Source organism: Streptomyces albiflavescens (assembly GCF_014645835.1).
Taxonomy (GTDB): Bacteria; Actinomycetota; Actinomycetes; order Streptomycetales; family Streptomycetaceae; genus Streptomyces; species Streptomyces albiflavescens.
Genome location: NZ_BMMM01000006.1, coordinates 244431 through 269256, shown reverse-complemented (window position 1 = coordinate 269256; position 24826 = coordinate 244431). Strand labels below are relative to the sequence as shown.

Sequence of the window (24826 nt, the reverse complement as noted above, 5' to 3'; positions counted from 1 at the left end):
CCCTTGGCTCATCAGGCATGTTTCACGTGAAACGACCGTTTCACGTGAAACATGCCCTGTGATTCAGCGGACCTCCGCGCGCAGCGCGCCCTTCGGCCCTGCGGACTCAGTGCGCCACATCGGGGGCGATGTGATGCGTGCCGATCCGCTTGCGGAACACCCAGTACGTCCACGACTGGTAGAGCAGGATGATCGGCGTGGCGATTCCTGCGCACCAGGTCATGATCTTCAGGGTGTACGGGCTCGACGACGCGTTGGTGACCGTCAGGCTCCAGTCGTCGTTGAGCGAGGACGGCATGACGTTCGGGAAGAGCGTCAGGAAGAGCATCGCGACGGCGGCCACGATGGTGAGCCCCGACAGTGCGAACGCCCAGCCCTCACGGCTCCCACTGACCGCCACGAGCGCCGCGACCAACGCGACCACGGCGACGACCAGCGCGACCAGCGACGTGCCGTCGCCGTTCTCGACCTGGGTCCAGAGCAGGAAGATCAGCGCCAACACGGCTGCCGCCGGTCCGAGTCGCAGCGCCAGCTTCCGCGCCCGTTCCCGGATGTCCCCGACGGTCTTGAGCCCGACGAACACCGTCCCATGGAAGGTGAACAGCGTCAGCGTGACCAGGCCGCCGAGGAGCGCGTAGGGGTTGAGCAGGTCCCAGAAGTTGCCCACGTACTCGAAGTTCTGGTCGATCTTCACTCCGCGCACGATGTTGCCGAAGGCCACACCCCACAGGAATGCCGGGATCAACGAGGTCCAGAAGATCGCGGTCTCCCAGTTGCGCTGCCAGTTCTCCTCGGGCCGCTTCGCCCGGTATTCGAAGGCGACACCGCGCACGATCAGGCAGACCAGGATGATCAGCAGGGGCAGATAGAAGCCGGAGAAGAGCGTCGCGTACCACTCAGGGAAGGCGGCGAAGGTCGCACCACCCGCGGTGATCAGCCACACCTCGTTGCCGTCCCAGACGGGGCCGATCGTGTTGATCAGCACCCGCTTCTCCAGGCGGCCCCGGGCCAGCATCTTGGTGAGGATGCCGACGCCGAAGTCGAATCCCTCCAGGAAGAAGTAGCCGGTCCAGAGGACCGCGATGAGCACGAACCAGACGTCGTGAAGTTCCATGACTCAGCAGCTCCCTCGGCCTAGTAGGAGAAGGCCATCGGCTTGTCGGCGTCACGGGAGTCGCCGCCGATCCTGGTGGGCGGTTTGAGGTCGGCCTCGGTGAGCTCGGGCGGTCCGGCCTTGATGTACTTCACGAGCAGCTTGACCTCGATGACGGCGAGGATCGCGTAGAGCGACGTGAAGACGATCATCGACGTGAGAACCTCACCCTGCGAGACGCCGGGGGAGACCGCGTGCCGGGTCTGCAGCACGCCGTAGACGACCCACGGCTGGCGGCCCATCTCGGTGAAGATCCAGCCCCAGGAGTTGGCGATCAGAGGGAAGCCCAGGGTCCAGATCGCGATGAGCCAGTACCACTTGGTGAGCGTCGGGCCGAGCGCCTTGTTCTTGAAGAGCACGAGATGCGGCACTTCGTCGTCGCCGACCCTCAAGTGCTGCGGCAACATGAACTTCTTGCGGGTCAGCCAGAGTCCGACCAGGCCGATGGCGAAGGACGCCATCCCGAAGCCGATCATCCAGCGGAACGCCCAGAAGGTGACGGGGATGATGGGCCGGTAGTCGCCGGGACCGTACTTCTCCTGCTCGGCCTTGTTGGTGTCGTTGATGCCGGGGACGTACGAGCTGAAGTTGTCATCGGCAAGGAACGACAGTATCCCCGGGATGGACAGCTCGACGGTGTTGTGTCCCTTACTGACGTCGCCGTACGCGAAGACCGAGAACGGCGCGGAGTTCTGGCCGTCCCACAGCGCTTCGGCAGCCGCCATCTTCATGGGCTGCTGCTTGAACATGACCTTGCCGAGGGTGTCGCCGCTGATCGCGGTGAGCAGTCCTGCGATGGCGACGGTGACCAGGCCCAGCCGCAGCGAGGTCTTCATCACGGAGACGTGCTTCTTGCGGAACAGATGGAAGGCGGCGATTCCGACCATGAAGGCGCCACCGGTCAGGAACGACGCCGTGAGCGTGTGGAATGCCTGGGCTAGCGCGGTGTTCTGGGTCAGCACGTGCCAGAAGTCGGTGAGTTCGGCACGCCCCCTCGCCTTGTTGATCTTGTAGCCGACGGGGTGCTGCATCCACGAGTTGGCCGCGAGGATGAAGTACGCCGACAGGATCGTGCCGATCGAGACCATCCAGATGCAGGCCAGATGGATCTTCTTGGGCAGCTTGTCCCAGCCGAAGATCCACAGACCGATGAAGGTGGACTCGAAGAAGAAGGCGATCAGGGACTCGAAGGCGAGCGGGGCACCGAAGATGTCACCGACGAACCGCGAGTAGTCGGACCAGTTCATGCCGAACTGGAACTCCTGCACGATGCCGGTGACCACGCCCATCGCGATGTTGATCAGGAAGAGCTTGCCCCAGAACTTGGTGGCCCTGAGGTACTTCTCCTTCCCTGTGCGTACCCAGGCCGTCTGCAGGCCGGCGGTGAGCCCGGCGAGCGAGATCGTCAGGGGGACGAAGAGGAAGTGGTAGACGGTGGTGATGCCGAACTGCCATCGCGCCAGAGTCTCCGGCGCCAGAGCCAATTCCACGTCGTCAGTCTCCTTACGTCGCCGTGGTACAGCGGCAGTTTGCCCCCTTTGTCACGTACATCACGGGAGCAACCGGGACACGTTTGTGAACGCGTTCACATTCACAAGCAATTATGACGCATAGCCGTTCGAGGGTTGACGGGTGGGGGGTACCTAAGCGTGGCCGTACGGGCCACAGGCGCGGCTGCCTCCACCAAGAGGCCCGCCGAGCCCGGCGAATCCCTTGGCAAGAACTTCAACATATTGTTGAATCCGTGGCATGCAGATACGGATCTCCTGGCCCGCGGGGCACCTCACCGCGGCCCTCGACGACACCCCGACCGCCCGGGCCCTCGCCAAGGCACTGCCGCTCGCCTCCACCGCCCGCACCTGGGGCGAGGAGGTCTACTTCGACACCGGCGTCTCCGTCGCTCGTGAGGAGAGCGCCCAACAGGTCGTCGAGCCCGGCACCGTGGCCTTCTGGACCGACGGCGACGCCCTTGCGCTCCCCTACGGCCCCACCCCGATCTCGAGAGGCGAGGAGTGCCGCCTCGCGAGCCCGTGCAACGTCCTCGGCCGCCTCGACGGGGACCCACGCACGCTCGCCACCGCAAGGGACGGCGACCCGGTACGCGTAGAACTCGTGGCGGACTAGAGCTCCTTGCGGAACGCCTCCGTCGCCTTCAGGAAGATGTCGTTGGCCTCGGTCTCGCCGATCGTGACGCGGACTCCCTCGCCGGCGAAGGGGCGTACGACGACACCGGCCTGTTCACAGTGGGCGGCGAAGTCGAGCGTGCGCTCCCCCAGTCGCAGCCACACGAAGTTGGCCTGCGTCTCGGGCACCGTCCAGCCCTGACCGTGCAGCGCCTCGACCACACGCTGGCGCTCGCAGACCAGCGAGCCGACCCTGCCGAGCAATTCGTCCTCGGCGCGCAGGCTCGCCACCGCGGCATCCTGGGCCAGCTGGCTCACGCCGAAGGGGACCGCCGTCTTGCGCAGCGCCGCGGCGACCGGCTCATGGGCGATCGCGAAGCCGACCCGGAGGCCGGCGAGCCCGTACGCCTTGGAGAAGGTGCGCAGCACGCAGACGTTGGGCCGATCACGGTAGATGGCCACGCCGTCCGGCACCTCGACGTCACGGATGAACTCGCGGTACGCCTCGTCCAGCACGACCAGCACATCGCTGGGCACCCGGTCCAGGAACCGCTCGAGCTCGGCCCGGCGCACCACGGTGCCGGTCGGGTTGTTGGGGTTGCAGACGAAGATCAGCCGGGTCCGGTCGGTGATCGCGTCCGCCATCGCGTCCAGGTCGTGCACCTCGCCCGGCGTCAGCGGCACCTTCACCGAGGTCGCCCCGCTGATCTGCGTGATGATCGGGTACGCCTCGAAGGACCGCCAGGCGTAGATGACCTCGTCGCCGGGGCCGCTCGTCGCCTGCAGCAGCTGCTGGGCGACCCCGACCGAGCCGGTGCCGGTCGCCAGGTGCGAGAGGGGGACGCCGAAACGGTCCGACAGCTCGCTGATCAGCCCGGTGCACGCCATGTCCGGGTAGCGGTTGAAGGACCCGGTCGCGGCGGTCACGCTCTCGATCACACCGGGCAGCGGCGGATACGGGTTCTCGTTCGAGGACAACTTGTACGCCACCGGACCGTCGGCCGCGGCCGGCTTGCCGGGCTTGTAGGTGGGGATACCCTCCAGCTCGGCACGCAGCTTGGGGTTCGTCTCGCTCACCGCAGTCCTCCTCGTGACCACCACCGGCTCATGACCACCACCGGCTACCAATGCTTCTCACCTTATGAGGATTCGGCGCCGCTGCGAATGGGCTGTGGACAACCGAACGGCAACCGGGCCACCACCGGCCGCGGCCCGACGATCACTCACGTGCGGCCCGGCGGTGATCCTCGTACGTCCCGGTGATCATCCTCGTCCCGTCCGCCGGTCATCCTCGTACGAAGGCGTACGAATTGGGGGGCGCACCATTTGGCCGCGCACGCGCCGGTGGCTCACGCCGTGGCGCGCATCCCTCGTGAAGGTGAGTTGAGACCTCTTCGAAACATGACCCCCTTGGCAGGCCCATGCGTGCCGACAAGTCATGTACTACCGTAGAATCGCTCAACTTCCTTTATTTCCAAGGAAGTTGACTGCCTTTGACCATGCAGAAACGTGCCTGTCAACGAGTGCATATGCGTCCGCACTACCCCACCGCATGAGCCCTACTATCGGCTCGCCATGACAGCAGCAGGGAAGCACCAGGTGAGCCGGGCGGAAACCTCCCGCCGAGGCGGTCGACCGGGCCGGGCGGGTATCAGAGACGTGGCTGCGGCCGCAGGAGTCTCCATCACGACCGTGTCCGATGCCCTCAACGGCAAGGGCCGGCTCCCGGACGCCACCCGACGCCACGTCCGCGAGGTCGCCGACCGGCTGGGCTATCGCCCGTCGGCCGCGGCCCGAACCCTCCGTACCGGCAAGTCGGGCCTCATCGGCCTGACCGTGACGACATACGGGGATGAACCTTTCACCTTCACGGAGTTCGCGTACTTCGCGGAGATGGCCAGAGCCGCCACCTCGGCCGCGCTCGCCCGGGGCTACGCCCTGGTCATCCTCCCCGCGACCTCGCGCCACGACGTGTGGTCGAACGTCGCCCTGGACGGAACCGTGGTCATCGACCCGTCCGACCAGGACCCAGTCGTCAGCGAGCTGGTCCGGCAGGGATTACCGGTCGTCTCCGACGGCCGCCCGGCCGGCTCGCTCCCGGTCACCGCCTGGGTGGACAACGACCACGAGGCCGCGGTTCTGGGCATCCTCGACCACCTGGCCGACGCCGGCGCCCGCCGGATCGGCCTCCTCACCGGCACCACCACCGACACGTACACCCACCTCTCGACCACCGCATACCTGCGCTGGTGCGAGCGTGTGGGCCAGGATCCGGTGTACGAGGCCTACCCCGCGCACGATCCGTGCGCGGGAGCCGTCGCCGCCGACCGGCTCCTCGCCCGGCCCGACCGCCCTGACGCCGTCTACGGTCTCTTCGACCCGAACGGCACCGACCTGCTCGCCGCGGCCCGGCGCTACGGCCTGCGCGTACCGGACGACCTGCTGCTGGTCTGCTGCAGCGAGTCCACCGTCTACGCCAACACCGAGCCGCCCATCACAACGCTCTCCCTCAAGCCGCGCCGGATCGGCACGGCGGTGGTCCAGCTCCTCATCGACGCCATCGAGGGGGTCGAATCGGACCAACCGGTCGAGCAGGTGATACCGACGGAGCTGATCGTGCGGACGTCCTCCGAGCGCCGTCCGCCCCGTACGACAGTCAGTCCGCCCCGATCACCCGAGGAGGGTTGACGCCCGGTGCAGAAAGGGCGGGGAAAGCCCCGCCCAATTCGGGCGAAAACCGCGGTGAACTGGGCTCCTCCTCCGATTCACCACCCCTGGGTCATCACATGGCGCGATCCGCATTCCTATGATGGGCGGACGACACCGCGGGCCGCTGCGACCAGGCAGTCCGATCCGGTGCAGATGCGGCGCGATGGTGGTGGAGGGGTCGATGACTCAGGGGGCCGGTCAGGGACCCGAGGTGGTGCGGACGGCGACGTTGCGCGACTTCCGGGTGCCCGCGTACGTCCACGAGACCGGTCCGTACGCACAGAACACGCCCCCCGGTGGGGGCACCAGACCCGCCGAGGAGTCCCCTGCCTACCCGGCGGACTCCACGGAGGCGTACACCCCCACCCTGCGCGATCTACCCGTCATCAACCGAGGTGACACGCTTCAGGTCGCTGTTGACCCCGCCGCTGTGGCCGCTCCGCAGCCGATCGACGGGCCCGGCCCGCTGTACGTCGTCGGGGACGTGCACGGCTATCTCGACCAGCTGGTCGCCGCGCTCCAGGAGCAGGGCCTCGTCGACGCCGCGGGCAACTGGTCCGCCGGAACCGCACGCCTGTGGTTCCTCGGCGACTTCACCGACCGCGGCCCGGACGGCATCGGCGTGATCGACCTCGTGATGCGGCTGTCCGCCGAGGCGGCCGCGGCCGGCGGCTACTGCAAGGCGCTCATGGGCAACCACGAGCTGCTCCTGCTCGGCGCCAAGCGGTTCGGCGACACCCCCGTCAACTCCGGAGCGGGCACCGCCACCTTCCAGGCGGCCTGGCTGCTCAACGGCGGCCAGAAGACCGACATGGACCGTCTCCAGGACCACCACTTGCAGTGGATGGCCCGCCTCGACGCCATGGAGCTGGTCGACGATCACCTCCTGGTGCACTCCGACACCACCGCCTACCTCGACTACGGCGACTCCATCGAAGCGGTCAACGACACAGTCCGGGAGACACTCACCCGCAATGACGCGGACGAGTGCTGGGACCTCTTCCGCAAGTTCACCAAGCGCTTCGCCTTCCGCGACGACGGCGGCGCCGAGGCCGTCCGCGAACTGCTCGGCACGTACGGCGGCACCCGCATCGTCCATGGTCACAGCCCCATTCCGTACCTCCTGGGCGAGGTCGGCTCGGAGGACAGCGAGGACAGCGCGGGCCCGGTGGTCGAGGGACCGCATCTGTACGCCGACGGGTTGGCCATCGCGATGGACGGCGGCGTGACCATGGCCGGAAAGCTACTGGTCCAGCAATTGCCCCTGGATAGCTGAGCGTTCACCGGGCAGGCGTCCCCCAGGAGGACTGCGCTGGCCAGGGGGCAATTTCTGGAAACCCCCTGTCACGGCGTGCCGTCACCGCTCTACCATCGGCTTATCCGTAGCAGGCTCCCCTCCGTTTCTGCCCAACGGCTCGTCAGCGTGCGAGCCACCAGCCCTACGGAGCATCGGGGGATGCACATGAACAGCGTTCCGCAGCACCTGCTGAGCGAGGACCGCCAGGAATACGAGCGGATCCTCGATGAGGCGCTGCGCTCCGCACCAACCCGCCCGGAACTCGCCGCTGTCGGCCAGCGGCTCAACCCCGAACAACTGCGCACCATGGCGCTCAACGCCACCGCACTCATCACGGTGGCCGCGGCGACCGAATACCAGCATTACGTGAAGGTCCGCGAGGAACTGCGCCAGCCGGCGTCGTCCGCCCAGGTCGTGAGCGAGGAAGCCGGCTCCGCGGAGCCGGGTGCGACCGCGATGGGGCTCGCCGCCACCGTCGGCGAGGTCTCCGAGACCGCCGGGGCCGGCGCCATCGCCGTCGTCGCGGTGCTCGCCCCCGTCCTCGCCGGGACAGCGGCGGCGATCTTCCTCCTCGTGGGCTACCTCCTGAAGATGCTCGCCCCTGAGCAGGCGTTCGCCAAGACCCTCCTCACCACCGGATGGGTCTTCGGCGCGGTCACGGCCGCCGCGATTCTGGTCGCCGCGGTCGGACTACTGCTGACCGCACTGCGCAACAGCTCGTCCTCGCTCCAGGCCGGAGCGCGCGGCGAGCTGGACGAACGGGTGGCCCGGGCCAGGGAAGCCTGGCACGAGGCCCTGCTGGAGCGCGGCATCCTGCCGTTCCTCCGGGAGGCCCTCGCCGACCCGGGCTCGGCGGCACTGGGCCGTCCGGCACCGACGCCCAGCCGCATCCCACAACTCGGCTACAACCGGCCGGGGTTCAGCAGCCCCGAGGGCGGGCCCGCGGCCGGCCCTCGCCCGAGCTTCTCCAGCCCGGACTTCACGAGCCCGGACTTCGGAGGGCCGGAGCACCAGCCGGAGTGACGCCCGGGCCGGCCGGGTGGCTCATGTCCGGGGGTGACGCCGGGTGCGGGGAGGAACCGGGGCCCGCGCTGATGAGGCGTGGGCCCGAACCGGTGGGTGACGTACGCCCGTGCGCTCCCCGGGAGGGCGCGTTCGAACGCCCCCTGGCCGGGCGCCATCAGCCGATGCCCGGTCCGGCAGGACCCGGTCGGATGCCGCGCACCCCGGAAGGGTTCGGTCAGATGATCCCGAGCCGCCGGGCCGCGGTCATCCAGGCCGGGAACTCGGACAGCAGCCGGTCGTACAGCTCCGGGTCCGGGACGCCGCTGATGTCGTCGACGGCCAAGAATCCGACGTTGTCGACGCGTCGGCCCGACAACGTGTCGAACCGCTCCAGCACGCCGTAGTTGGACCGGCCCAGGCCCACGACTGCCAGAAGATCGGCTCCTCGACCGCTTCCCGCAGCTCCTTCTCGATCTCCTTGTTGCGATAGACACCTCCATCGGAGAAGAACAGCACCAGAGTGGGATCGGCGGCCGGGTGCTCACGCGGCGTTGGCGAGTCGCTCGGCTGTGCCCCAGGCCGGGGGTTCGCCGTCCGGTCCAGCCGGGCCGTCGAGACGAACGACCGCGTGCACGTGGACGGCGGCGCGCTTCTGGTATTCGGCGACGCGGGCGAAGGACAGCCGCGCGTCGTCTGGGAAGCGGGACTGACGAGGCCCGCCGAGGAGGCGAGCTGACGCCGAACGGCGATAGCGGGCCTCGCGAAAGCCGCGAGCCCGGCGCGATGCCGGACCCGCGGCGGGGTCATGCCAGAATCAGGCCAGGGTCACGCCTTGTCGAGGGTGACCTGGGTGGTCTGCTGCCCAGTGTTCACAGTCGCCGGGTAGTCGCGGTCGTCCGCCTTGGCCGCACCCCGCAGGGTGGCGGCGCCGGAGCGGAAGGCGGTGCCGGGCTCGATGCTGGCGAAGGAGACCGTCCACGGGACCGGCGCGCCGGGCGTGCAGGCGACGGTCGTCTCGTAGTAGCCGATCGCCGTCGCCTTCTTCTGCACCTGGTCGACGTTGCCACTGACGGCGACCTGCGCCGGTTTGTTGCAGGTCACCGAGCCGCCAACGGTGATCTGGCCGGTTTGCGAGTTGACCTTGCCCGCGGAGTCGAGGGTCATGCCCAGGGTGAGCTCGGCGGGCGGCTCGGGCATCTGGGCGTGGAGTTCACCGCGCGCGGGCACGGTGGCCCCGTTGCAGTACTGCTCGAAGGTGGCGTCGATCTCGCGTACATAGCCGTACGGTCCGAAGGCGATATGCGAGACGGTGAAGGAACCGGTGCTGGTGTCGCACTGGCGCGCGTCCTCGCCGAACGCCAACTCCGGGTCCTGCGGCTGGGCGTAGGGCCAGCGCAGGGCCCCGGTGTAGGTGGTGCCCTCGGTGAGCTTCTGGCCGTCGGGGGCGGCCAGGTGGAGCGTCCAGCGTTTGCCCTCGTTCGTCACCACGGAGGTGAACACGGAGTTCCCGTCGGTGGCGCCCTGGACGTCGAACTGCTGGACCGCCCCGGCCGTGTACGTGGCGGACTGGCCGCCGGTGGTGTACTCGCCCGGGTCGCCGCTGAAGCTGAGCGTTCCCGTCGCCGCCTCGTGAGCCTGTGCTGTGCCCGTCAGCGGGGCCGCCGCCACCGCGAGCCCCAGGGCCGCCGTGAGAACGGCCGCAATACGGGCCGGACGCCCCAGCACGCTGCGTGTCTTCAAGTTTCTCCTCCAAGGAGTGACTCGTCCGGTCGAGTGGACCGGGCGTAATCGCACGGCTCGTGCGCATACGTCACTGAATGTCAGGTGCGAGTCGCTCTGCACCTGAAGGGGGGCGGCCGTGATCTCTTCAGCGACGCACAGGAAGCTAACAGGAGCCACTGACAACCCAGACCCCCCGCCGTGCGACCTACGCCTCACGCCTCACCGGCGCCGCCCCCGGCAGATGGGTTACCAGCAGGACGACCCCGGTGGAATTTTCGAGTCGCGTGGGGCCACTTGAGTCCGAAGACCGGCGGCCTTGACGCGCTCGTTGAGCCTCGTCGGCGTCCCAAAGCCTCCCGGCCCGGGCCCGGACTCCCACCCGGCTCGAAAAACCGCAGGCCAGCCCCACAACGCGAACCCGGGAAGACCGTGAAACGAGCCGAAATCACGACGAAGGTGGGCGACAGTCCCGCTTCCTTCCCCGCCGATTTGATCAACAAGCAGGTCGAGCGGCTCAGGAATGCCCAGCGACAGTGAACTACGGCGGTGCTCCTTGGTCGACTGCCCCAAGGAACACCGCCGTTCCAGCGATCAGTTCGCGAGCGGCAGGTACACCCGGTTCCCGCTAGCCGCGAACTCCTTCGACTTCTGGAGCATCCCCTCAGCGACCTCCTCAGCCGTCGCCCCCGCAGCCGCCGTACCACCGAACTGCTCTGTGATGCTTTGACTAATCTTCATCGAGCAGAACTTCGGCCCGCACATGGAGCAGAAGTGGGCCGTCTTGGCGGGCTCGGCCGGCAGTGTCTCGTCGTGGAACTCCCGTGCCGTGTCCGGGTCGAGGGCCAGATTGAACTGGTCCTCCCACCGGAACTCGAAGCGGGCGTCGGACAGCGCGTCGTCCCATTCCTGCGCACCCGGGTGCCCCTTGGCGAGGTCGGCTGCGTGGGCGGCGATCTTGTAGGTGATGACGCCGGTCTTGACGTCGTCACGGTTGGGCAGGCCCAAGTGCTCCTTGGGCGTGACATAGCAGAGCATGGCCGTGCCCCACCAGGCGATCATCGCGGCACCGATGCCGGAGGTGATGTGGTCGTACGCCGGCGCGACGTCCGTCGTCAGCGGGCCGAGCGTATAGAACGGAGCTTCATCGCAGATCTCCTGCTGAAGGTCGATGTTCTCCTTGATCTTGTGCATCGGGACATGTCCCGGGCCCTCGATCATGGTCTGTACGTTGAAACGCTTGGCGATCGTGTTGAGTTCCCCGAGCGTCCTCAACTCCGCGAACTGCGCAGCGTCGTTGGCGTCCGCGATGGAACCGGGCCGCAGCCCGTCGCCGAGCGAGTACGTGACGTCGTACGCCGCGAGGATCTCGCAGAGCTCCTCGAAGTTCTCGTACAGGAACGACTCCTTGTGGTGCGCCAGGCACCAGGCCGCCATGATCGAGCCGCCGCGCGAGACGATGCCGGTCTTGCGGTTCGCGGTGAGCGGCACGTACGACAGGCGCACGCCCGCGTGGACCGTCATGTAGTCCACGCCCTGCTCGGCCTGCTCGATGACCGTGTCCTTGTAGATCTCCCAGGTCAGCTCCTCGGCGCGACCATCGACCTTCTCCAGCGCCTGGTAGAGCGGCACCGTGCCGATGGGGACAGGGGAGTTGCGCAGCACCCACTCGCGGGTGGTGTGGATGTTGCGGCCGGTGGACAGGTCCATGACCGTGTCGGCGCCCCAGCGGGTCGCCCAGGTCATCTTTTCGACCTCCTCCTCGATGGAGGACGTCACGGCCGAGTTGCCGATGTTGGCGTTGACCTTCACCAGGAACCGCTTACCGATGATCATCGGCTCGATCTCCGGGTGGTTCACGTTCGAGGGCAGCACCGCGCGGCCCGCGGCGATCTCCTCGCGTACGACCTCGGGGTCGACGTTCTCGCGGACCGCCACGAACTCCATCTCGGGCGTGATCTCACCGCGGCGGGCGTACGCGAGTTGCGTCACCGCCTGTCCGGGGCGGCCCCGGCGAGGCTGGCGCGGCCGCCCCGGGAAGACCGCGTCGAGGTTGCGCAGCCCCCCGCGCGGTGAGGTGTGCTTGATCCCGTCGTCCTCGGGGCGGACCGGACGGCCCGCGTACTCCTCGGTGTCACCGCGGGCGATGATCCAGTTCTCGCGCAGCGGTGCCAGCCCCCGGCGTACATCGGTGTCGACGGTCGGATCGGTGTACGGGCCGGAGGTGTCGTACAGCGTGACGGACTGCCCGTTGGTGAGGTGCACCTGACGGACCGGCACTCGTAGATCGGTGCGCGAGCCCCCGACATACGCCTTGTGCCAGCCGATGGACTTCCCGGCCTCGCCGTTCTCGGCCGGGGCGGATACCCCACCGCTTTCGTCCGGAACAAGCGTCCCGTCCGTCTGGCTGGAGGCAGGCGTGCGTACGTCCTTGTTGGTCATGAGACCTACTCCCTACGCCGGCATTACCCGGTAACAGGTTCGGCGGTCGACGCAGCGGCTTCCGTCCGTCGATGTTTCATGTGAAACATCGCTGAGACGAAGGTCAGCGCCCTCTCAGCCCGGTGCTCCGAGCTCCCGCGTGTGCAAAGGTGCCTCCACGCTAGCGTCATATCTGGCGCGCTGAACAGAGGGCCCCTTCCGTTCTTGCGATGATCGGTCGGTGACCACAATGCAGCAGCCCCCGTTCCCACCGTCCGGACCGCCTCGCGGATCCGGCTCCGGTGACGGCCATGGACATGGTTCCGGCGACGGTCGCGGACATGGACCGATCGGTGGCGGCCATGGCCCCGGACCCGGCGACAGCCACGGGCCGGGCGCCGGGCACGGCCACTCACACAGTCACAGCCACGGCCCCGCAGCGCCCGTCTCCAAGCACCTGCGCAAGGTCATCGCCGCGGTGCTGATCCCCTTCGCGACAGCGGTCGTCGTGGGCCTTGTTGTGCTCTGGCCGGGGGGCGCCCCGTCCCACGAGCGCACCGGTGTCGGCTTCGACCGGCAGACCCAGCAGGCGACGGTCACCAAGGTCGACAAGGTGGACTGCAAGTCCGTGAACGCCTCGGGGGAGACCCCGACCGGTGACACCTCCACCGCCGAGGGCTCCTCCGCGCAGCAGCAGGCGACGGGCGACTGCAAGAAGGCGTCGATCCGGATCGACACCGGCAAGGACAAGGGCCGTACGTTCACCGAGATCGTCCAGCCGGACCAGTCGCGGCAGTTGCATCAGGGCGAGAAGGTCGTGGTCGCCTACGAGCCCTCCGCGCCCAGGGACTTGCAGTACTCGGTCACCGACGTGAACCGGAAGTTCCCCCTGGCGCTGCTCGCCGGGATCTTCGCGCTGGTCGTCGTGGTGGTGGGCCGGATGCGCGGTGTCATGGCGCTCATCGCGCTGGCCATCAGTTTCCTGATCCTGAACCTCTTCATCCTGCCCGCGATCCTGCATGGCTCGGACCCGCTGATCGTGGCGGTCGTCGGGGCCAGCGCCATCATGCTGATCGCGCTCTACATGTGTCACGGCCTCTCTGCCCGCACGTCGGTGGCCGTCATCGGCACACTGCTCTCGCTGGTGCTGATCGGTGTGCTCGGCTCCGTCTTCATCGGCTGGGCGGCGCTGACCGGAAACACCGACGACAACACCGGCCTGATCCATGGCTTGTATCCGTCCATCGACATGAGTGGTCTGCTGCTCGCGGGCGTGATCATCGGTTCGCTCGGTGTGCTCGACGATGTGACGGTGACGCAGACGTCCGCGGTCTGGGAGCTGCACGAGGCGAACCCCTCGATGGGCTGGCGCGGCCTGTACCGGGCGGGCATCCGCATCGGCCGCGACCACATCGCGTCCGTCGTCAACACCCTTGTCCTGGCCTACGCGGGCGCCGCGCTGCCTCTCCTGCTGCTGTTCTCGATCGCGCAGAGCAGCGTGGGCAGGGTCGCCAACAGCGAGCTGGTCGCCGAGGAGATCGTGCGCACCCTGATCGGCTCGATCGGCCTCGTCGCCTCGGTACCGGTGACCACGGCGCTGGCCGCCCTGGTGGTTTCTGCGGACCGCACGGAGACCGCGGCCGACCCTGTGGGGCCCGCGGGAGCCAGGACGCCGGTACTCAGTGGGAAGGGCCGCCGCCGCAAGCGCTGAAGGCAGCCGGCACCCCTGCCCCTTGTGAGGAAGCGTTACTCCGCTTAGGGGTGTCGATGCGTCAGCCCGCGCTCTGCTCCTCCGCCAGAATGCGGTCCAGCGCCTCGTCGAGGTGCGTGTCGAAGTCCGCGAGGGAACGCTCCTGTCCCAGCGGCACCAGCTTGTCCGTGCGGTCGAGGAACGCCACGAGCGGCGCCGCCCCGGACCGGAACAGCGCGTGGTCGCCGCCCACCTGAAGTCGGATCAGCACCTCGCCGAACGCCTCCGGGTCCGCGGGCGCGATGTGCACATCGCCGTCGCCGCACGGCCGGCCCACGCCATCGATCATCAACTCTCGGCCGAACGCCCAGGTCACAGGGGCGTCTCCGGGCAAATGGAAGGTCAACCGCACGGCATACGGATCACAGGTCTCGTATCGGAGCTCCACCGGAATGCGGAAGGACAACTCCTCCGACACGAGGAAGCTCATCATGACCTCTGCCTGTACTGACTCGCGCATCGCCTACCCCGTCGTTTGCCGTCGACTGGCCAGGAATCGTCCCCCTGACACTGCTGGAATCTTGCTCAACGTGCACGAGAGATCACAAGGAGTGAGTTTTCAGATACTGATAGAGATCGCGAGTGTCCCTAGCAACTTGCCGATTTCGCTCTGCAATTGGCGTGCGGCGGGTAGCAGTCGCTCGGCCTGATGACAAGGCAGAGAAATGGCCATCGTCCCGGCAGTTGAGCCTGCCGTGATGGGGATCGCGGCGCAGACGGTGCCCAGCGCGTACTCCTGGCGCTCGATGACGGGCTCCATCCGTCCCGTCCGCTCCAGGCGCCGCAGCAGGCTGTCATTGTCACGCACCGTGTACGGAGTGATCGACTGCACCGGGTAGCGGTCGAGGTGGTCCCGGCGGGCCTTCTCGTCCAGCTGGGACAGCAGGCACTGGCCGATCGCGTGCGCGTGCCCGGTCTCCCGGAAGTCGGCCCACTCCTCGACCGCGGGGTTGCTCGGGGTGTCGGCGACGCACATGACCTCGATCTCGCCGTCGCGGTAGATCGCGTAGTAGACGGGTACGCCGATCGAATCGCGCCAGTGCGCGAGCATGTCACTCACCGTGCTGCGACGTTTCTGCTGTGCTCCGCTGCTGCTCAGCCGCTCGGCCGCCCCACCGAGGAAGAACAACCCCTTGTCGCGGCGCAGATAGCCCTCATGGACCAGGGTGCGCAGTAGGTGGTACGCCGTCGGCAGCGCGAGCCCGGCCTCCCGGGCAAGCTGCTTGGCGGGGGCACCGTGCTCGCGCGCAGCAACGGCCTCCAGAAGGCGCATCGCGCGCTGCACGGAGCCGATCAGGGTCGTGGCGTGCGGCTCGAGGGGCGCGGCCTCCGCGGGCGGGGTGCGCGGGGCACACGTCTCTCCGGGCGTGGTGCGGGGCTGGGTGGGCGGGACACATGATCCCGCGGGCACCACCGATCGCTGGACGGGTGGAGTGGGGGAATCTGCGGGTGCGGTGTCAACCGTGGCCAAGGGGCACTCCCGAAGCGCGAAGGGGACCACCCGTGCGGGGGAACACGGGAGGGGGCTGTGCGCTGCCCGCGGGGGGTCGACCCCGCGTCGAGTTCCGGACTTTAACCGCCCGCCACCACTCGCAGACGGCCTCGCCGGAAACTTCCCTCGCCCGAGGGAACCTCAGGTTCCCTTTGCCGACCTGCCCGTTACCGGTCGTTCACCCTCCAGCGCCTCACCCGTCAGCCCGACACCCGTCACCCCGCCAGGCCTCACCCGTCACCGTGCGAAGCCTCACCAGTCGCTGCGCGACGACGAGCTCGACATGAACTTCCGCACGATGTAGATCAGTCCGCCGACCAGTGCGACGAAGACCAGGGCCTTGAAGAGCAGGCTGATGACCACGCTGAGCACGCTGACTATCACCGTGCCGAACACAACCAGGGCGATGACCGGCACCGCGACCCACTTCACCCACCACGGCATACCGTTGAAGATCTCTCGCATCGCCCTCGTCCTTACCTCTCCGCCCGTTGCCCCAAGTCCGGGGCGATGATTACGGGTTCTCAGATGTCCAGCATTGATGTGCTGCATTGATGTTCTGCATTCGATGCTAGGGCCGAGAGGGGGCCGGGCGGAGGCCTCGCGCCCCTTGTCCTCCCCTGACCGTTCCCCTAGGGAACCCTGAGGCGGAGGTCAGCTCTCCGGCGGAGAGAACACCACCAGCACCCTCAGGTCCTCGGTGATGTGGTGGAACTTGTGGGCGACCCCGGCGGGTACGTAGACGACGCTGCCGCGTGCCACCTGGGTGGTCTCCAGACCGACGGTGATCGATGCGCGCCCGCTCACCACGAAGTAGACCTCGTCCTGCTGGTGCGGCTTCTGCGGGTCGAGGGCGCCCGCGTCGAGCGCGTACAGGCCGACCGACATGTTCCGTTCACGCAGAAACTGCAGGTAGGCGCCGTCGTTGGCGGCGCGTTCCGCCTCCAGTTCATCCAGCCGGAATGCCTTCATCGCCCTCGTCCGCTCTCGTACGCCGCAGGCTGTATCCACAGCCTGGTCCCCAGTCGATCTCTTCTGCCACGATCAGACACATGAAGAATTTCGTAGTCAAGACGCTCGCCAACGCGGGGGCCCTGGCCGTCGCCGTGTGGCTGCTCGACAAGATCACCCTGACGGGCGACAGCACCGGCAAGAAGGTCGGCACGCTGCTGATCGTGGCGCTGGTCTTCGGCCTGGTGAACTTCCTGGTCAAGCCGATCGTGAAAGTGCTGACCTTCCCGCTGTTCATTCTCACGCTCGGCCTGATCACCCTGGTGGTCAATGCCCTGATGCTGCTGCTCACCTCGTGGCTGGCCGACAAGCTCGATCTGAGCTTCCACGTGGAAGGCTTCTGGACCGCGGTCCTCGGCGGCCTGATCATCTCCATCGTGTCCTGGGCGCTCAACGTCGTGCTGCCCGACGGCAAGGACTGAGTGCCCGATGCCCTATCGAGTCTGCTTCGTCTGCACCGGCAACATCTGCCGCTCCCCGATGGCCGAGTCCGTCTTTCGCGCCCGCATAGAAGAGGCCGGGCTCGATGGCCTGGTCGAGGTCGACAGCGCGGGCACGGGCGGCTGGCACGAGGGCGACGGCGCCGACTACCGCACCGTCGCCGTGCTGGAGGCGGGCGGCTACGAGAGCGACCACGCGGCCCGGCAGTTCCAGGTCGCGTGGTTCTCCCGCCTCGACCTCGTCATCGCCCTCGACTCCGGCCACCTGAAGGCGCTGCGCCGCCTCGCACCCACCCCGCAGGACGCGGCCAAGGTCCGGCTCCTGCGGTCGTACGACCCGGCCGCGGGCGACGATCTGGACGTCCCCGATCCGTATTACGGACATATGGACGGCTTTGAGGAGTGTCTTGAGATGGTGGAAGCGGCGAGCCCCGGACTGCTCGCCGCGGTACAGGAGCAAGTGGAGGGACGAGCGGCATGACGTCAGGGGATTTCGTCACGGGAACAGGTGACGGCACGCGTGCGGTGCGGGCGGGACTGCCCGAGCCCGTCAAGTACGAGTCGACGCTCCCGGGCCCGGTATTCGCCGCGCACTTCCATCTGCCGGGCGAGCCCACCGGCCCGTACACCTATGGCCGTGACGAGAACCCGACGTGGACGCTCCTGGAGCGTGCCATCGGCGAGCTGGAGGCGCCCGGACAGGACGGCGTCGAGACGCTCGCCTTCCCTTCGGGTATGGCCGCCATCTCGGCGGTGCTCTTCTCCCAGCTGCGCGCCGGCGACATCGTGGTCCTGCCCGACGACGGCTATCAGGTGCTGCCGCTGGTGCGCGAGCAGCTGACCGCGTACGGCATCGAGGTGCGCACCGCCCCGACCGGCGGCGACGCCCAGCTGGAGGTGCTCGACGGCGCGAAGCTGCTGTGGATCGAGACCCCGTCGAACCCGGGCCTCGACGTGTGCGACGTACGGCGGCTCGTCGCGGCGGCACACGCCCAGGGCACCCTCGTCGCGGTGGACAACACCCTGGCGACCCCGCTCGGCCAGCGCCCGCTGGAGCTGGGAGCCGACTTTTCCGTGGCCAGCGGCACCAAGATGCTCACCGGGCACGGCGACATCCTCCTGGGATACGTCACCGCGCTCGACGCCGCTCTGATGGCTCCCGTACGGCGCTGGCGGAAGATCGTCGGTGCGATCCCCGGCCCCATGGAGGCCTGGCTGGCACACCGCTCGCTGGCCACGCTCCAGCTGCGCGCCGACCGGCAGACCGCCAACGCCCTGACGATCGCCGAGACGTTGCGGGAGCGGCCCGAGGTCACCGGACTGCGCTATCCGGGACTGACCGACGACCCCTCGTACAAGATCGCTTCGCAGCAGATGCGGCGATTCGGGTGTGTGGTGTCCTTCACGCTGCCCACGCGCGCGCGTGCCGAGCGTTTTCTCGATGCGCTGCGACTGGTGGACGACGCGACGAGCTTCGGTGGCGTGCGGTCCACGGCCGAGCGGCGCGGCCGGTGGGGTGGGGACGCGGTACCGGAAGGCTTCATTCGCTTCTCCGCCGGCGCCGAGGATCCCGAGGACCTGGTGGCGGACGTGCTGCGGGCACTCGCCGAATCCGCGGAGTGAATGCCTACTGAGCGACCGGTGAGTACCCGGTGGCGCGCGTCCGCGCCGCCGGTTTAGTACCCCGCTACGTACAACGGACGGTCCGAGCCTCCCCCCTCGTGGCTCGGACCGTCCCGGTTCTGCGCGCGAAGAACCGCGCAAACAAGGCTAGTTGACTCTGTGTCAGTGTCCAATCACAGTAGCGACAGAGACCTATCGACTTATTTATAGTTGAGGCTCGCGCGGGGGTGCTGGGAGGGGAGGGGCACCATGGACTTGGCCTTGCTGCGCACTTTTGTGACTGTGCACCGGGCCGGTTCCTTCACTCGCGCCGCCGCGTTGCTCGGACTGTCGCAGCCCGCCGTCACCTCGCAGATCCGCACGCTGGAGCGGCAGTTGGGGCGGCCCCTGTTTTTGCGCCAGGCCCGCGGGGTGACTCCGACCACCATCGGCGACGAGCTCGCCCACAAGGCCGCTCCGCATCTCGACGCCCTGGTGGAGATCGCCGAGACCGGGCTCGAAGAGGACTCGTCCTTACGCACCCTGCACCTCGCAGGGCCACCGGAGTTCACCGCCGAACGGGCCCTGCCCGCGCTGACGGAACTGACGGGCGACGACGGCCAGGGCTTCGCACTGCGCGCCTCCTTCGGAAACGCCGAGGAGACGCTGGAGGGGCTGGCTGCCGGACATCATGATCTGGCCATTACGACAGCCCGCCCACGGGGTGCGCTGCTCACCGCGACTCCGCTCTGCGACGAAGAACACGTCCTGGTCGCCGCCCCGCGCTGGGCCGCCTGCGTGGGCCCGGGCAAGCTGCGCCGCAAGGGTGCCCACGTGCTGGAGAACCTCCCCGTGGTCGAGGTGCACGAGTCGCTGCCACTCGTCGCCCGCTACTGGGCCTCTGTCTTCGACTGCCGCCCGGCCGCCTCGGGCACCGTCGTCGTCCCCGATCTGCGCGCCGTCCTCGCCTGTGCCGCCGCCGGCGCCGGCCTCGCCGTGCTGCCCCGGTATCTGTGCACCGACGCCCTGGAGCGTGGCGACGTCGTGGCACTCCTCGACCCGGCGGTGCCTCCTCTTCGTACGTACTTCCTGGTGGTCCGCACCGGAACGCTGGCGATGCCGCATATCGCGCGGGCGCACGAGTGGCTGCTGAGAGCGGCCGCCGACTGGAGCTGAGGCCGCCTGGGCCTCAGGTGGAGCCGAGGCCGGGAAGGCTCGGCCGGTACTGAAGCCCGTACTGAGGCCCGTACTGAAGCCCGTACCGAGGCCCGTACCGAGGCCCGTACCGAGGCCCGTACCGAGGCCCATTCTGAAGCTCTTGGGGCTTTGCGATGTTTCACGTGGAACCAGCCGGGCCACATTTCTCCCATGACCGTCCGACCCGTGGTCAAGCGCACCGCCCGCGCCATCCTGCTCGATGGCGACGACCTGGTCTTGATCAAGCGCACCAAGCCCGGCGTCGATCCCTACTGGCTCACACCGGGTGGCGGGGTCGAACCGGAGGACACGACTGTCGTCGACGCACTCCACCGTGAAGTGCACGAGGAGCTCGGCGCAAAGATCACCGATGTGGTGCCCTGCTTCGTCGACACCGTCGAGCACATCGGCGACGACGGCGGCGCGACCGGCGTGAAGGTGCAGCACTTCTTCGTCTGTCGTCTTGAGTCCATGGACCCGGCCCTGCGGCACGGTCCCGAGGTGGACGAGCCGTGCGGCGAGTACGAGATCGTACGCGTGCCGTTCACCCGGGTCGGGATCGCCTCCGTCCACCTCGTACCGCTGTCACTGCGGCACTACCTCGACGGGAACATCGAGGGCGTACGGGCCATGCACGCCCCCGACCTGGGCTGACTTGGGCGGCTGCGGCTTGCCCGGAGAAGCCCGAGGCCCAGGTCAGTCCCCGGCAGCGACAAGTTCCTCCACCGAGTCGTGGCGTATGCGATCCGACGGGATGCCGATGTCCCTCAGCGCGTCCACACCGCTGCGGATCATCCCGGGCGGACCCGAGAGATAGGCGTCGTACTCATTCCACGGCCCGTACTCGCGTACGACGTCCGGCAGCTGAAGATGGGCCTGCTGGTCGACGACCGGGCGCACCGCGAGCCACGGGTGACTCTGCTGGAGCCGCAGCATCGTGTCGATGTCATACAGGTCGTGACCGGTGCGAGCACCGTAGAAGACCTCGACCGGGCGGCGTTCCCCGTGCTCGGCGACATCCTCGACCAGGGCCTTGATGGGCGCTATACCGGTGCCGCCGCCCAGACAGAGCAGTCCGCTGTCTGTGGTGTGGTCGACGGTCATCGTGCCGGCCGGCGGTCCGAGCCGGATGATGTCGCCGGGCCGGGCGCGGTGCACCAGCGCGTTGGACACCCAACCCGCCGGAACCGCCTTCACGTGGAACGACAGCAGCCCGTCGGAGCGGGGCGCCGAGGCGAACGAGTAGTGCCGCCAGATCCGCGGCCACCACGGTGTCTCCAGGCTCGTGTACTGCCCGGCGAGGAAGGGGTACGGCTGGTCGGGGCGGACGGTGATGACCGCGACGTCCGGGGTCCTGAGGTCGTGCGAGACCACCTCGGCGTACCACCAGGCCGGGGCCCGCAGTTCGTCGGCGGCCGCCGCGTCGATCATGACCTGGGAGATGGTCGTGTAGGCCCGCACCCAGGCCGCCTCCGTCTCGGTGTCCCAGACCGCCGAGGCGTACCGGCTGAGCGAGCCGATGAGGCACTCACCGACGGCCGGGTAGTGCTCGGGCCGCGTGCCGTACTTGCGGTGGCCACGGCCGAGGTTCTGCAGATACGCGACGAGGACCTCGGTGTTGTCGATGTGCTCGGCGGCGGTCAGCAGCGCCTTGAGAAGCCGGTCCCGCTGGGTGTCCATCGCGGCGGGGAACAGTGAGCGCAGTTCCGGGTGCCGCACGAAGAGCAGCGCGTAGAAGTAGGAGGTGACCTTGTCGGCGATGGGGCCGACCTCGGCCATGGTCTGGCGGATCAGCACGGCGTCGGGGGACGCCTTGGGAGCGGGCCTTTGGGCGGGCACACGCGGCTGAGGGCCGGGATCAGGCTGTGGAGAGCCGTACGGGGGCCTCTCGGGACCCGGCTGCGGTCGTACGGCTTCGTGGGCGTCGTGGGCGGGCTCGGGCTGTGCTGCCTGGTGGGGGCGCGACTGCGCCGGTACGGGCTCGTGGGGCCGTACCTGAGTCGGTGCGGGCTCGTGGGGCCGTACCTGAGTCGGTGCCGCCTCGGGGTGTCGCGTCCCAGCCTGTGGCGTCTCGTGGGGCCGCGTCCCAGGCGATGGCACGTCATGGGATGCCGGCGCCGCATCATGCTGGGCGGGTGGCGCTTCCACGGCCGGGGATATTCGTTCCTGTGCCGACGATCCCTGCTCCGGCGCTCCCTGCCCCGTGGCGGGACGTCCGACCGGACGCATCGCGGCCAGTCGACGGCCGTCGGCTGCCCCCTGGTCCCCAACGGAAGGCGCCGGCTCCTTGCGCGGTGTGAACCAGCCGCCCCCGCCGTTGCCGTCGGAAGTACCGTTGTCGGCCGACGTGGTGGTCGGAGCGTCCATGGTGTGCCTCGCCTCGAACATCTTTCGGTCGGTCTGCGCACTTCCACGGTCGGAAAGTGCCTGCTTTCCCCCGCAGACGGCTTGCTTGCTTTCCCCGTTCAGTCCCCGTCGGCCAATGCGGCCACATTGAACCGGATTCCCGCTCTGTACGGACAAGTAAGGCGAGAATGTGACATTGGCCGCAGTACTCTCACCGCAGCATGCCACGCCGAGCCGACGAGCGGCCGCATAGCGAAAAATGCGGGTCTTCGATCTCTCCGTCCCGTTAGGCTGCTTCGGCCTGCGTTCGTGCCCCCATGGGACTTGCGCACATCTCGGCGGACGCGAACCGGACTCGACCCTACCGGCAGCGGCTGCATACACAAGTCCCCCCTCGCATCACCACGAATTGGCGGGGCCGATCCATCAATGGCCCCAATTACCGGGCGCGACGTACCAATTCATAGGCATCCGATAGATCCCGCCCCCCCCCGTAGGCATGGGTGGCGAGACCCTGCAGATGTCGATCCGCATTGACCGCCACGGATACCGGCACGGCACCGAACAGGTCCCTGTCGGACAATGAGTCGCCATAGGCGACGCGGTCGGCCCGGCTCACCTCGAACTCCTCACAGAGCCGGTCCGCGATCTGCACCTGGGCTGCACTGCTGAGAATCCCTGCCGGATCGACCGCCTCGGTGAACGGCACGGCGGGAAAACGCGAGCCATCCATCAGAAGCCCCCTAAGCGCCCCGCGGAGATCGCCTCATCGAGCGCGACGGTCTCGGCTTCCAGCCCGAGCTGTCGCGAGATCTCCACCGGTGCGGTGCTCCCGTGCAGCAACGTCCCGTCGAGATCGAAGAGATGAAGTCGCGCCATGTCCGCCGAGGCTAGCGGTGCTGTCCCTCCATCGGAGAGCCCAGCGAATGATCCACGCCGTTTCACGTGAAACATCTGTCCGTGCGCTGTGCGGTTGTGCACGACATGGCCAAAAGCGCGTACGTGTGCCCGCAAAGCGGTGGACGTCAGGGGTGCGTGTCAGACAGCCTGACATGCGTGTCGACACCTTCCCCCGCCGCTCCGCCCATTCGCCGTCTGACGCCTCGCGATCTCACCGCCTGCGCCGACTTGTCCGAGAATCGGGGCTGGCCCCGTGAGGAACACAAGTGGGGCCTACTCCTCGCGGCGGGAACCGGTTACGGCATCGATGACCCCGAAGGCGGTCTCGTCACCGCCTGTGTCGTGACCGAGTACGGACCGCGGGAGCGCCCCGATCTGGGGGCGGTCGGCATGGTGCTCGTCGCCGAGCGGCATGCCCGCCAGGGCATTGGCCGCCGACTGATGCGCCATGTGGTCGCTGAAATGGGGACGACCCCGCTGACCCTGCACGCAACTCCGAGCGGCCGCCCGCTCTACGAGGAACTGGGCTTCAAGGTCACCGGCCGGGCCGAGATGGTCCGTGGACACTTCGTCCACGGCGGGGTGGAGCCCAAGGTCTTCACCCGCCCGGCCACTGCGGAAGATCTCGCCGCCATTCTCCGGCTCGACGAGGAGATCTTCGGTGTCGACCGCACCCATGTGATCACGCGGCTGCCCGCCTTCTCCGACCAACTGCGCGTCGCCGAGGAGAACGGCCGGATCATCGGATATGCGTCCGCCTGGCCCAACGTGGACAACCATGTCGTGGGTCCGCTGATCGCCCGTGACACGGAGACCGCGAAGGCGCTCATCGCCTCGCTGGCCGCCCACACCGACCGCCTGATCCGCACCGACATCGACGTACGGCACGAAGAGCTGCTGTCCTGGCTGAAGGACCGCGGCCTGACGTCCATCGCCTTCAACGCGGTCATGACGTACGGAATCTCAGAGCTGCCTGGGGACTGGACGCGACGGTTCGCTCCCCTGACAGTGGCGGCGGGTTGAGACGGCTTGTCTACAGGCGTCTATAGACGACCTGCGTCGGCCGCCTGTAGACGCCTCCGAGACACCTTTGAACGCCCGTAAGCGTCTGCAGAGAAGCGGGGGGGGGGGNCCCCCCCCCCCCCCCGCTTCTCTGCAGAGGTGCACTCAGACGAGCGAGTCCACGGCGGCGGCAGCGAAGCCGTGGTCCTGGTCCGGCGCACCACCGCCGACGCCGATGGCTCCGATCAGGCGGCCATCACGATGGACCGGCACGCCGCCCGCGATGAACAGCAGCGGCCGGTCGAGCGCGGTGGGCAGGGTGTGGAACAGGCCTCCGGGCTGGACCGCGTCGACGAGATCGGCGGTGGCGGAGTCCAGCTGGAGTGCCGTGTAGGCCTTGCGGGTGCTGGTCTCACCCGAGATCAGCACGGCCTGGTCGTCGCGCCGGAAGGCGAGCAGGTGACCGCCCGCGTCGAGGACGGTGACGCTGACCCTGACTCCGGCGGCCTCGGCGGCGCGGCGGGCCGCGGTGACGAGAACTTCGGCGTCCTCGGTGGTCAGCGGTGCGATGGCGGTGGTGGTGCTCATGAGGGGGTTTCTCCTTGTGGAGGCACGTGCTGAGTCGCTTGCGGGTGGTGCTGAGTCGAGCCAGTGCGGGG

The 24826-nt window shown here is 68.2% G+C and carries 22 protein-coding genes and 3 pseudogenes; 11 read left to right on the top strand and 14 right to left on the bottom strand.

What is annotated here, in order from left to right; genetic code table 11:
- Positions 1-106: 106 nt before the first annotated feature.
- Positions 107-1114, bottom strand: a complete 1008-nt coding sequence (cydB, locus tag IEY95_RS18735; protein ID WP_189187178.1) for a cytochrome d ubiquinol oxidase subunit II — start codon at positions 1112-1114, stop codon at positions 107-109.
- 20 nt (positions 1115-1134) lie between these two features.
- Complete coding sequence (locus tag IEY95_RS18730; RefSeq protein WP_189187177.1) at positions 1135-2643, bottom strand: cytochrome ubiquinol oxidase subunit I; 1509 nt, start codon at positions 2641-2643, stop codon at positions 1135-1137.
- 259 nt (positions 2644-2902) lie between these two features.
- On the opposite strand from IEY95_RS18730, the gene IEY95_RS18725 reads away from it, so the two are divergent.
- Positions 2903-3277 (top strand): cyclophilin-like fold protein, encoded by a 375-nt coding sequence (locus IEY95_RS18725; protein WP_189187176.1) that lies wholly within the window; start codon positions 2903-2905, stop codon positions 3275-3277.
- Here IEY95_RS18725 and hisC read toward each other — a convergent pair.
- A complete protein-coding gene (gene hisC / locus IEY95_RS18720; protein WP_189187175.1) occupies positions 3274-4353 on the bottom strand; it encodes a histidinol-phosphate transaminase in 1080 nt (359 codons plus the stop codon). The genes IEY95_RS18725 and hisC overlap by 4 nt on opposite strands.
- 498 nt (positions 4354-4851) lie before the next feature.
- Between hisC and IEY95_RS18715 the strand changes: the two genes are divergently transcribed.
- The 3 genes from IEY95_RS18715 to IEY95_RS18705 all read left to right on the top strand — a co-directional run bounded on the left by IEY95_RS18715 (position 4852) and on the right by IEY95_RS18705 (position 8305).
- Entirely contained in the window at positions 4852-5964 is a 1113-nt protein-coding gene (locus IEY95_RS18715; protein ID WP_189187174.1) for a LacI family DNA-binding transcriptional regulator, read from the top strand.
- Between the two features lie 202 nt (positions 5965-6166).
- The gene (locus IEY95_RS18710) at positions 6167-7261 is read left to right on the top strand and encodes a metallophosphoesterase (protein ID WP_189187173.1); all 1095 of its coding nucleotides are present in this window, start codon (positions 6167-6169) and stop codon (positions 7259-7261) included.
- A 180-nt stretch (positions 7262-7441) separates the two neighbouring features.
- Positions 7442-8305, top strand: a complete 864-nt coding sequence (locus tag IEY95_RS18705; protein ID WP_189187172.1) for a hypothetical protein — start codon at positions 7442-7444, stop codon at positions 8303-8305.
- A gap of 217 nt (positions 8306-8522) precedes the next feature.
- Here IEY95_RS18705 and IEY95_RS18700 read toward each other — a convergent pair.
- From IEY95_RS18700 to thiC, 4 genes and pseudogenes are all read right to left on the bottom strand, one after another.
- Positions 8523-8833: pseudogene (locus IEY95_RS18700) on the bottom strand (VWA domain-containing protein); the annotation flags it as partial.
- A gap of 1 nt (position 8834) precedes the next feature.
- Positions 8835-9046 (bottom strand): annotated as a pseudogene (locus IEY95_RS49105) (replication initiator); the annotation flags it as partial.
- Positions 9047-9112: 66 nt separating this feature from the next.
- Positions 9113-10027, bottom strand: coding sequence for a hypothetical protein (locus tag IEY95_RS18695; RefSeq protein ID WP_229703129.1), 915 nt, complete (start codon positions 10025-10027; stop codon positions 9113-9115).
- A 573-nt stretch (positions 10028-10600) separates the two neighbouring features.
- On the bottom strand, positions 10601-12448 hold the full coding sequence (thiC, locus tag IEY95_RS18690; RefSeq protein WP_229703127.1) for a phosphomethylpyrimidine synthase ThiC: 1848 nt from the start codon (positions 12446-12448) through the stop codon (positions 10601-10603).
- Positions 12449-12668: 220 nt separating this feature from the next.
- On the opposite strand from thiC, the gene IEY95_RS18685 reads away from it, so the two are divergent.
- Positions 12669-14138 (top strand): YibE/F family protein, encoded by a 1470-nt coding sequence (locus tag IEY95_RS18685; protein ID WP_189187171.1) that lies wholly within the window; start codon positions 12669-12671, stop codon positions 14136-14138.
- A 61-nt stretch (positions 14139-14199) separates the two neighbouring features.
- On the opposite strand, the gene IEY95_RS18680 is transcribed toward IEY95_RS18685, so the two are convergent.
- From IEY95_RS18680 to IEY95_RS18665, 4 genes are all read right to left on the bottom strand, one after another.
- Positions 14200-14637: an SsgA family sporulation/cell division regulator gene (locus IEY95_RS18680; RefSeq protein ID WP_189187170.1), complete on the bottom strand. Its 438-nt coding sequence runs from the start codon at positions 14635-14637 to the stop codon at positions 14200-14202.
- Positions 14638-14736: 99 nt separating this feature from the next.
- Positions 14737-15648, bottom strand: coding sequence for an IclR family transcriptional regulator (locus IEY95_RS18675; protein WP_373294491.1), 912 nt, complete (start codon positions 15646-15648; stop codon positions 14737-14739).
- Positions 15649-15921: 273 nt separating this feature from the next.
- Positions 15922-16134, bottom strand: a complete 213-nt coding sequence (locus IEY95_RS18670; protein ID WP_189187169.1) for a DUF5326 family protein — start codon at positions 16132-16134, stop codon at positions 15922-15924.
- Between the two features lie 189 nt (positions 16135-16323).
- Positions 16324-16641: a cupin domain-containing protein gene (locus tag IEY95_RS18665; protein WP_189187168.1), complete on the bottom strand. Its 318-nt coding sequence runs from the start codon at positions 16639-16641 to the stop codon at positions 16324-16326.
- Between the two features lie 80 nt (positions 16642-16721).
- Here IEY95_RS18665 and IEY95_RS18660 point away from each other — a divergent pair, with 80 nt between their 5' ends.
- The 5 genes from IEY95_RS18660 (at position 16722) to IEY95_RS18640 (ending at position 20573) form a co-directional block, all read left to right on the top strand.
- Positions 16722-17102 carry a phage holin family protein gene (locus IEY95_RS18660; protein WP_189187167.1) on the top strand — a complete coding sequence of 127 codons (381 nt, stop codon included), beginning with the start codon at positions 16722-16724 and terminating at the stop codon, positions 17100-17102.
- 7 nt (positions 17103-17109) lie between these two features.
- The gene (locus tag IEY95_RS18655) at positions 17110-17601 is read left to right on the top strand and encodes a low molecular weight protein-tyrosine-phosphatase (protein ID WP_189187166.1); all 492 of its coding nucleotides are present in this window, start codon (positions 17110-17112) and stop codon (positions 17599-17601) included.
- Positions 17598-18743 carry a cystathionine gamma-lyase gene (locus IEY95_RS18650; RefSeq protein WP_189187165.1) on the top strand — a complete coding sequence of 382 codons (1146 nt, stop codon included), beginning with the start codon at positions 17598-17600 and terminating at the stop codon, positions 18741-18743. Before IEY95_RS18655 ends, IEY95_RS18650 begins: the two co-directional genes overlap by 4 nt.
- 249 nt (positions 18744-18992) lie before the next feature.
- Positions 18993-19898 carry a LysR family transcriptional regulator gene (locus IEY95_RS18645; RefSeq protein ID WP_189187164.1) on the top strand — a complete coding sequence of 302 codons (906 nt, stop codon included), beginning with the start codon at positions 18993-18995 and terminating at the stop codon, positions 19896-19898.
- Between the two features lie 192 nt (positions 19899-20090).
- Positions 20091-20573, top strand: a complete 483-nt coding sequence (locus IEY95_RS18640) for an NUDIX domain-containing protein (RefSeq protein WP_189187163.1) — start codon at positions 20091-20093, stop codon at positions 20571-20573.
- Positions 20574-20615: 42 nt separating this feature from the next.
- Here IEY95_RS18640 and IEY95_RS18635 read toward each other — a convergent pair whose 3' ends face one another.
- Positions 20616-22286 (bottom strand): globin domain-containing protein, encoded by a 1671-nt coding sequence (locus IEY95_RS18635; protein WP_373294490.1) that lies wholly within the window; start codon positions 22284-22286, stop codon positions 20616-20618.
- 418 nt (positions 22287-22704) lie between these two features.
- Positions 22705-23144: pseudogene (locus IEY95_RS18630) on the bottom strand (hypothetical protein).
- 177 nt (positions 23145-23321) lie between these two features.
- Here IEY95_RS18630 and IEY95_RS18625 point away from each other — a divergent pair.
- Positions 23322-24188, top strand: coding sequence for a GNAT family N-acetyltransferase (locus tag IEY95_RS18625; protein WP_189187161.1), 867 nt, complete (start codon positions 23322-23324; stop codon positions 24186-24188).
- Positions 24189-24332: 144 nt separating this feature from the next.
- On the opposite strand, the gene IEY95_RS18620 is transcribed toward IEY95_RS18625, so the two are convergent.
- A complete protein-coding gene (locus IEY95_RS18620; protein WP_189187160.1) occupies positions 24333-24755 on the bottom strand; it encodes a GlcG/HbpS family heme-binding protein in 423 nt (140 codons plus the stop codon).
- Positions 24756-24826: the final 71 nt, after the last annotated feature.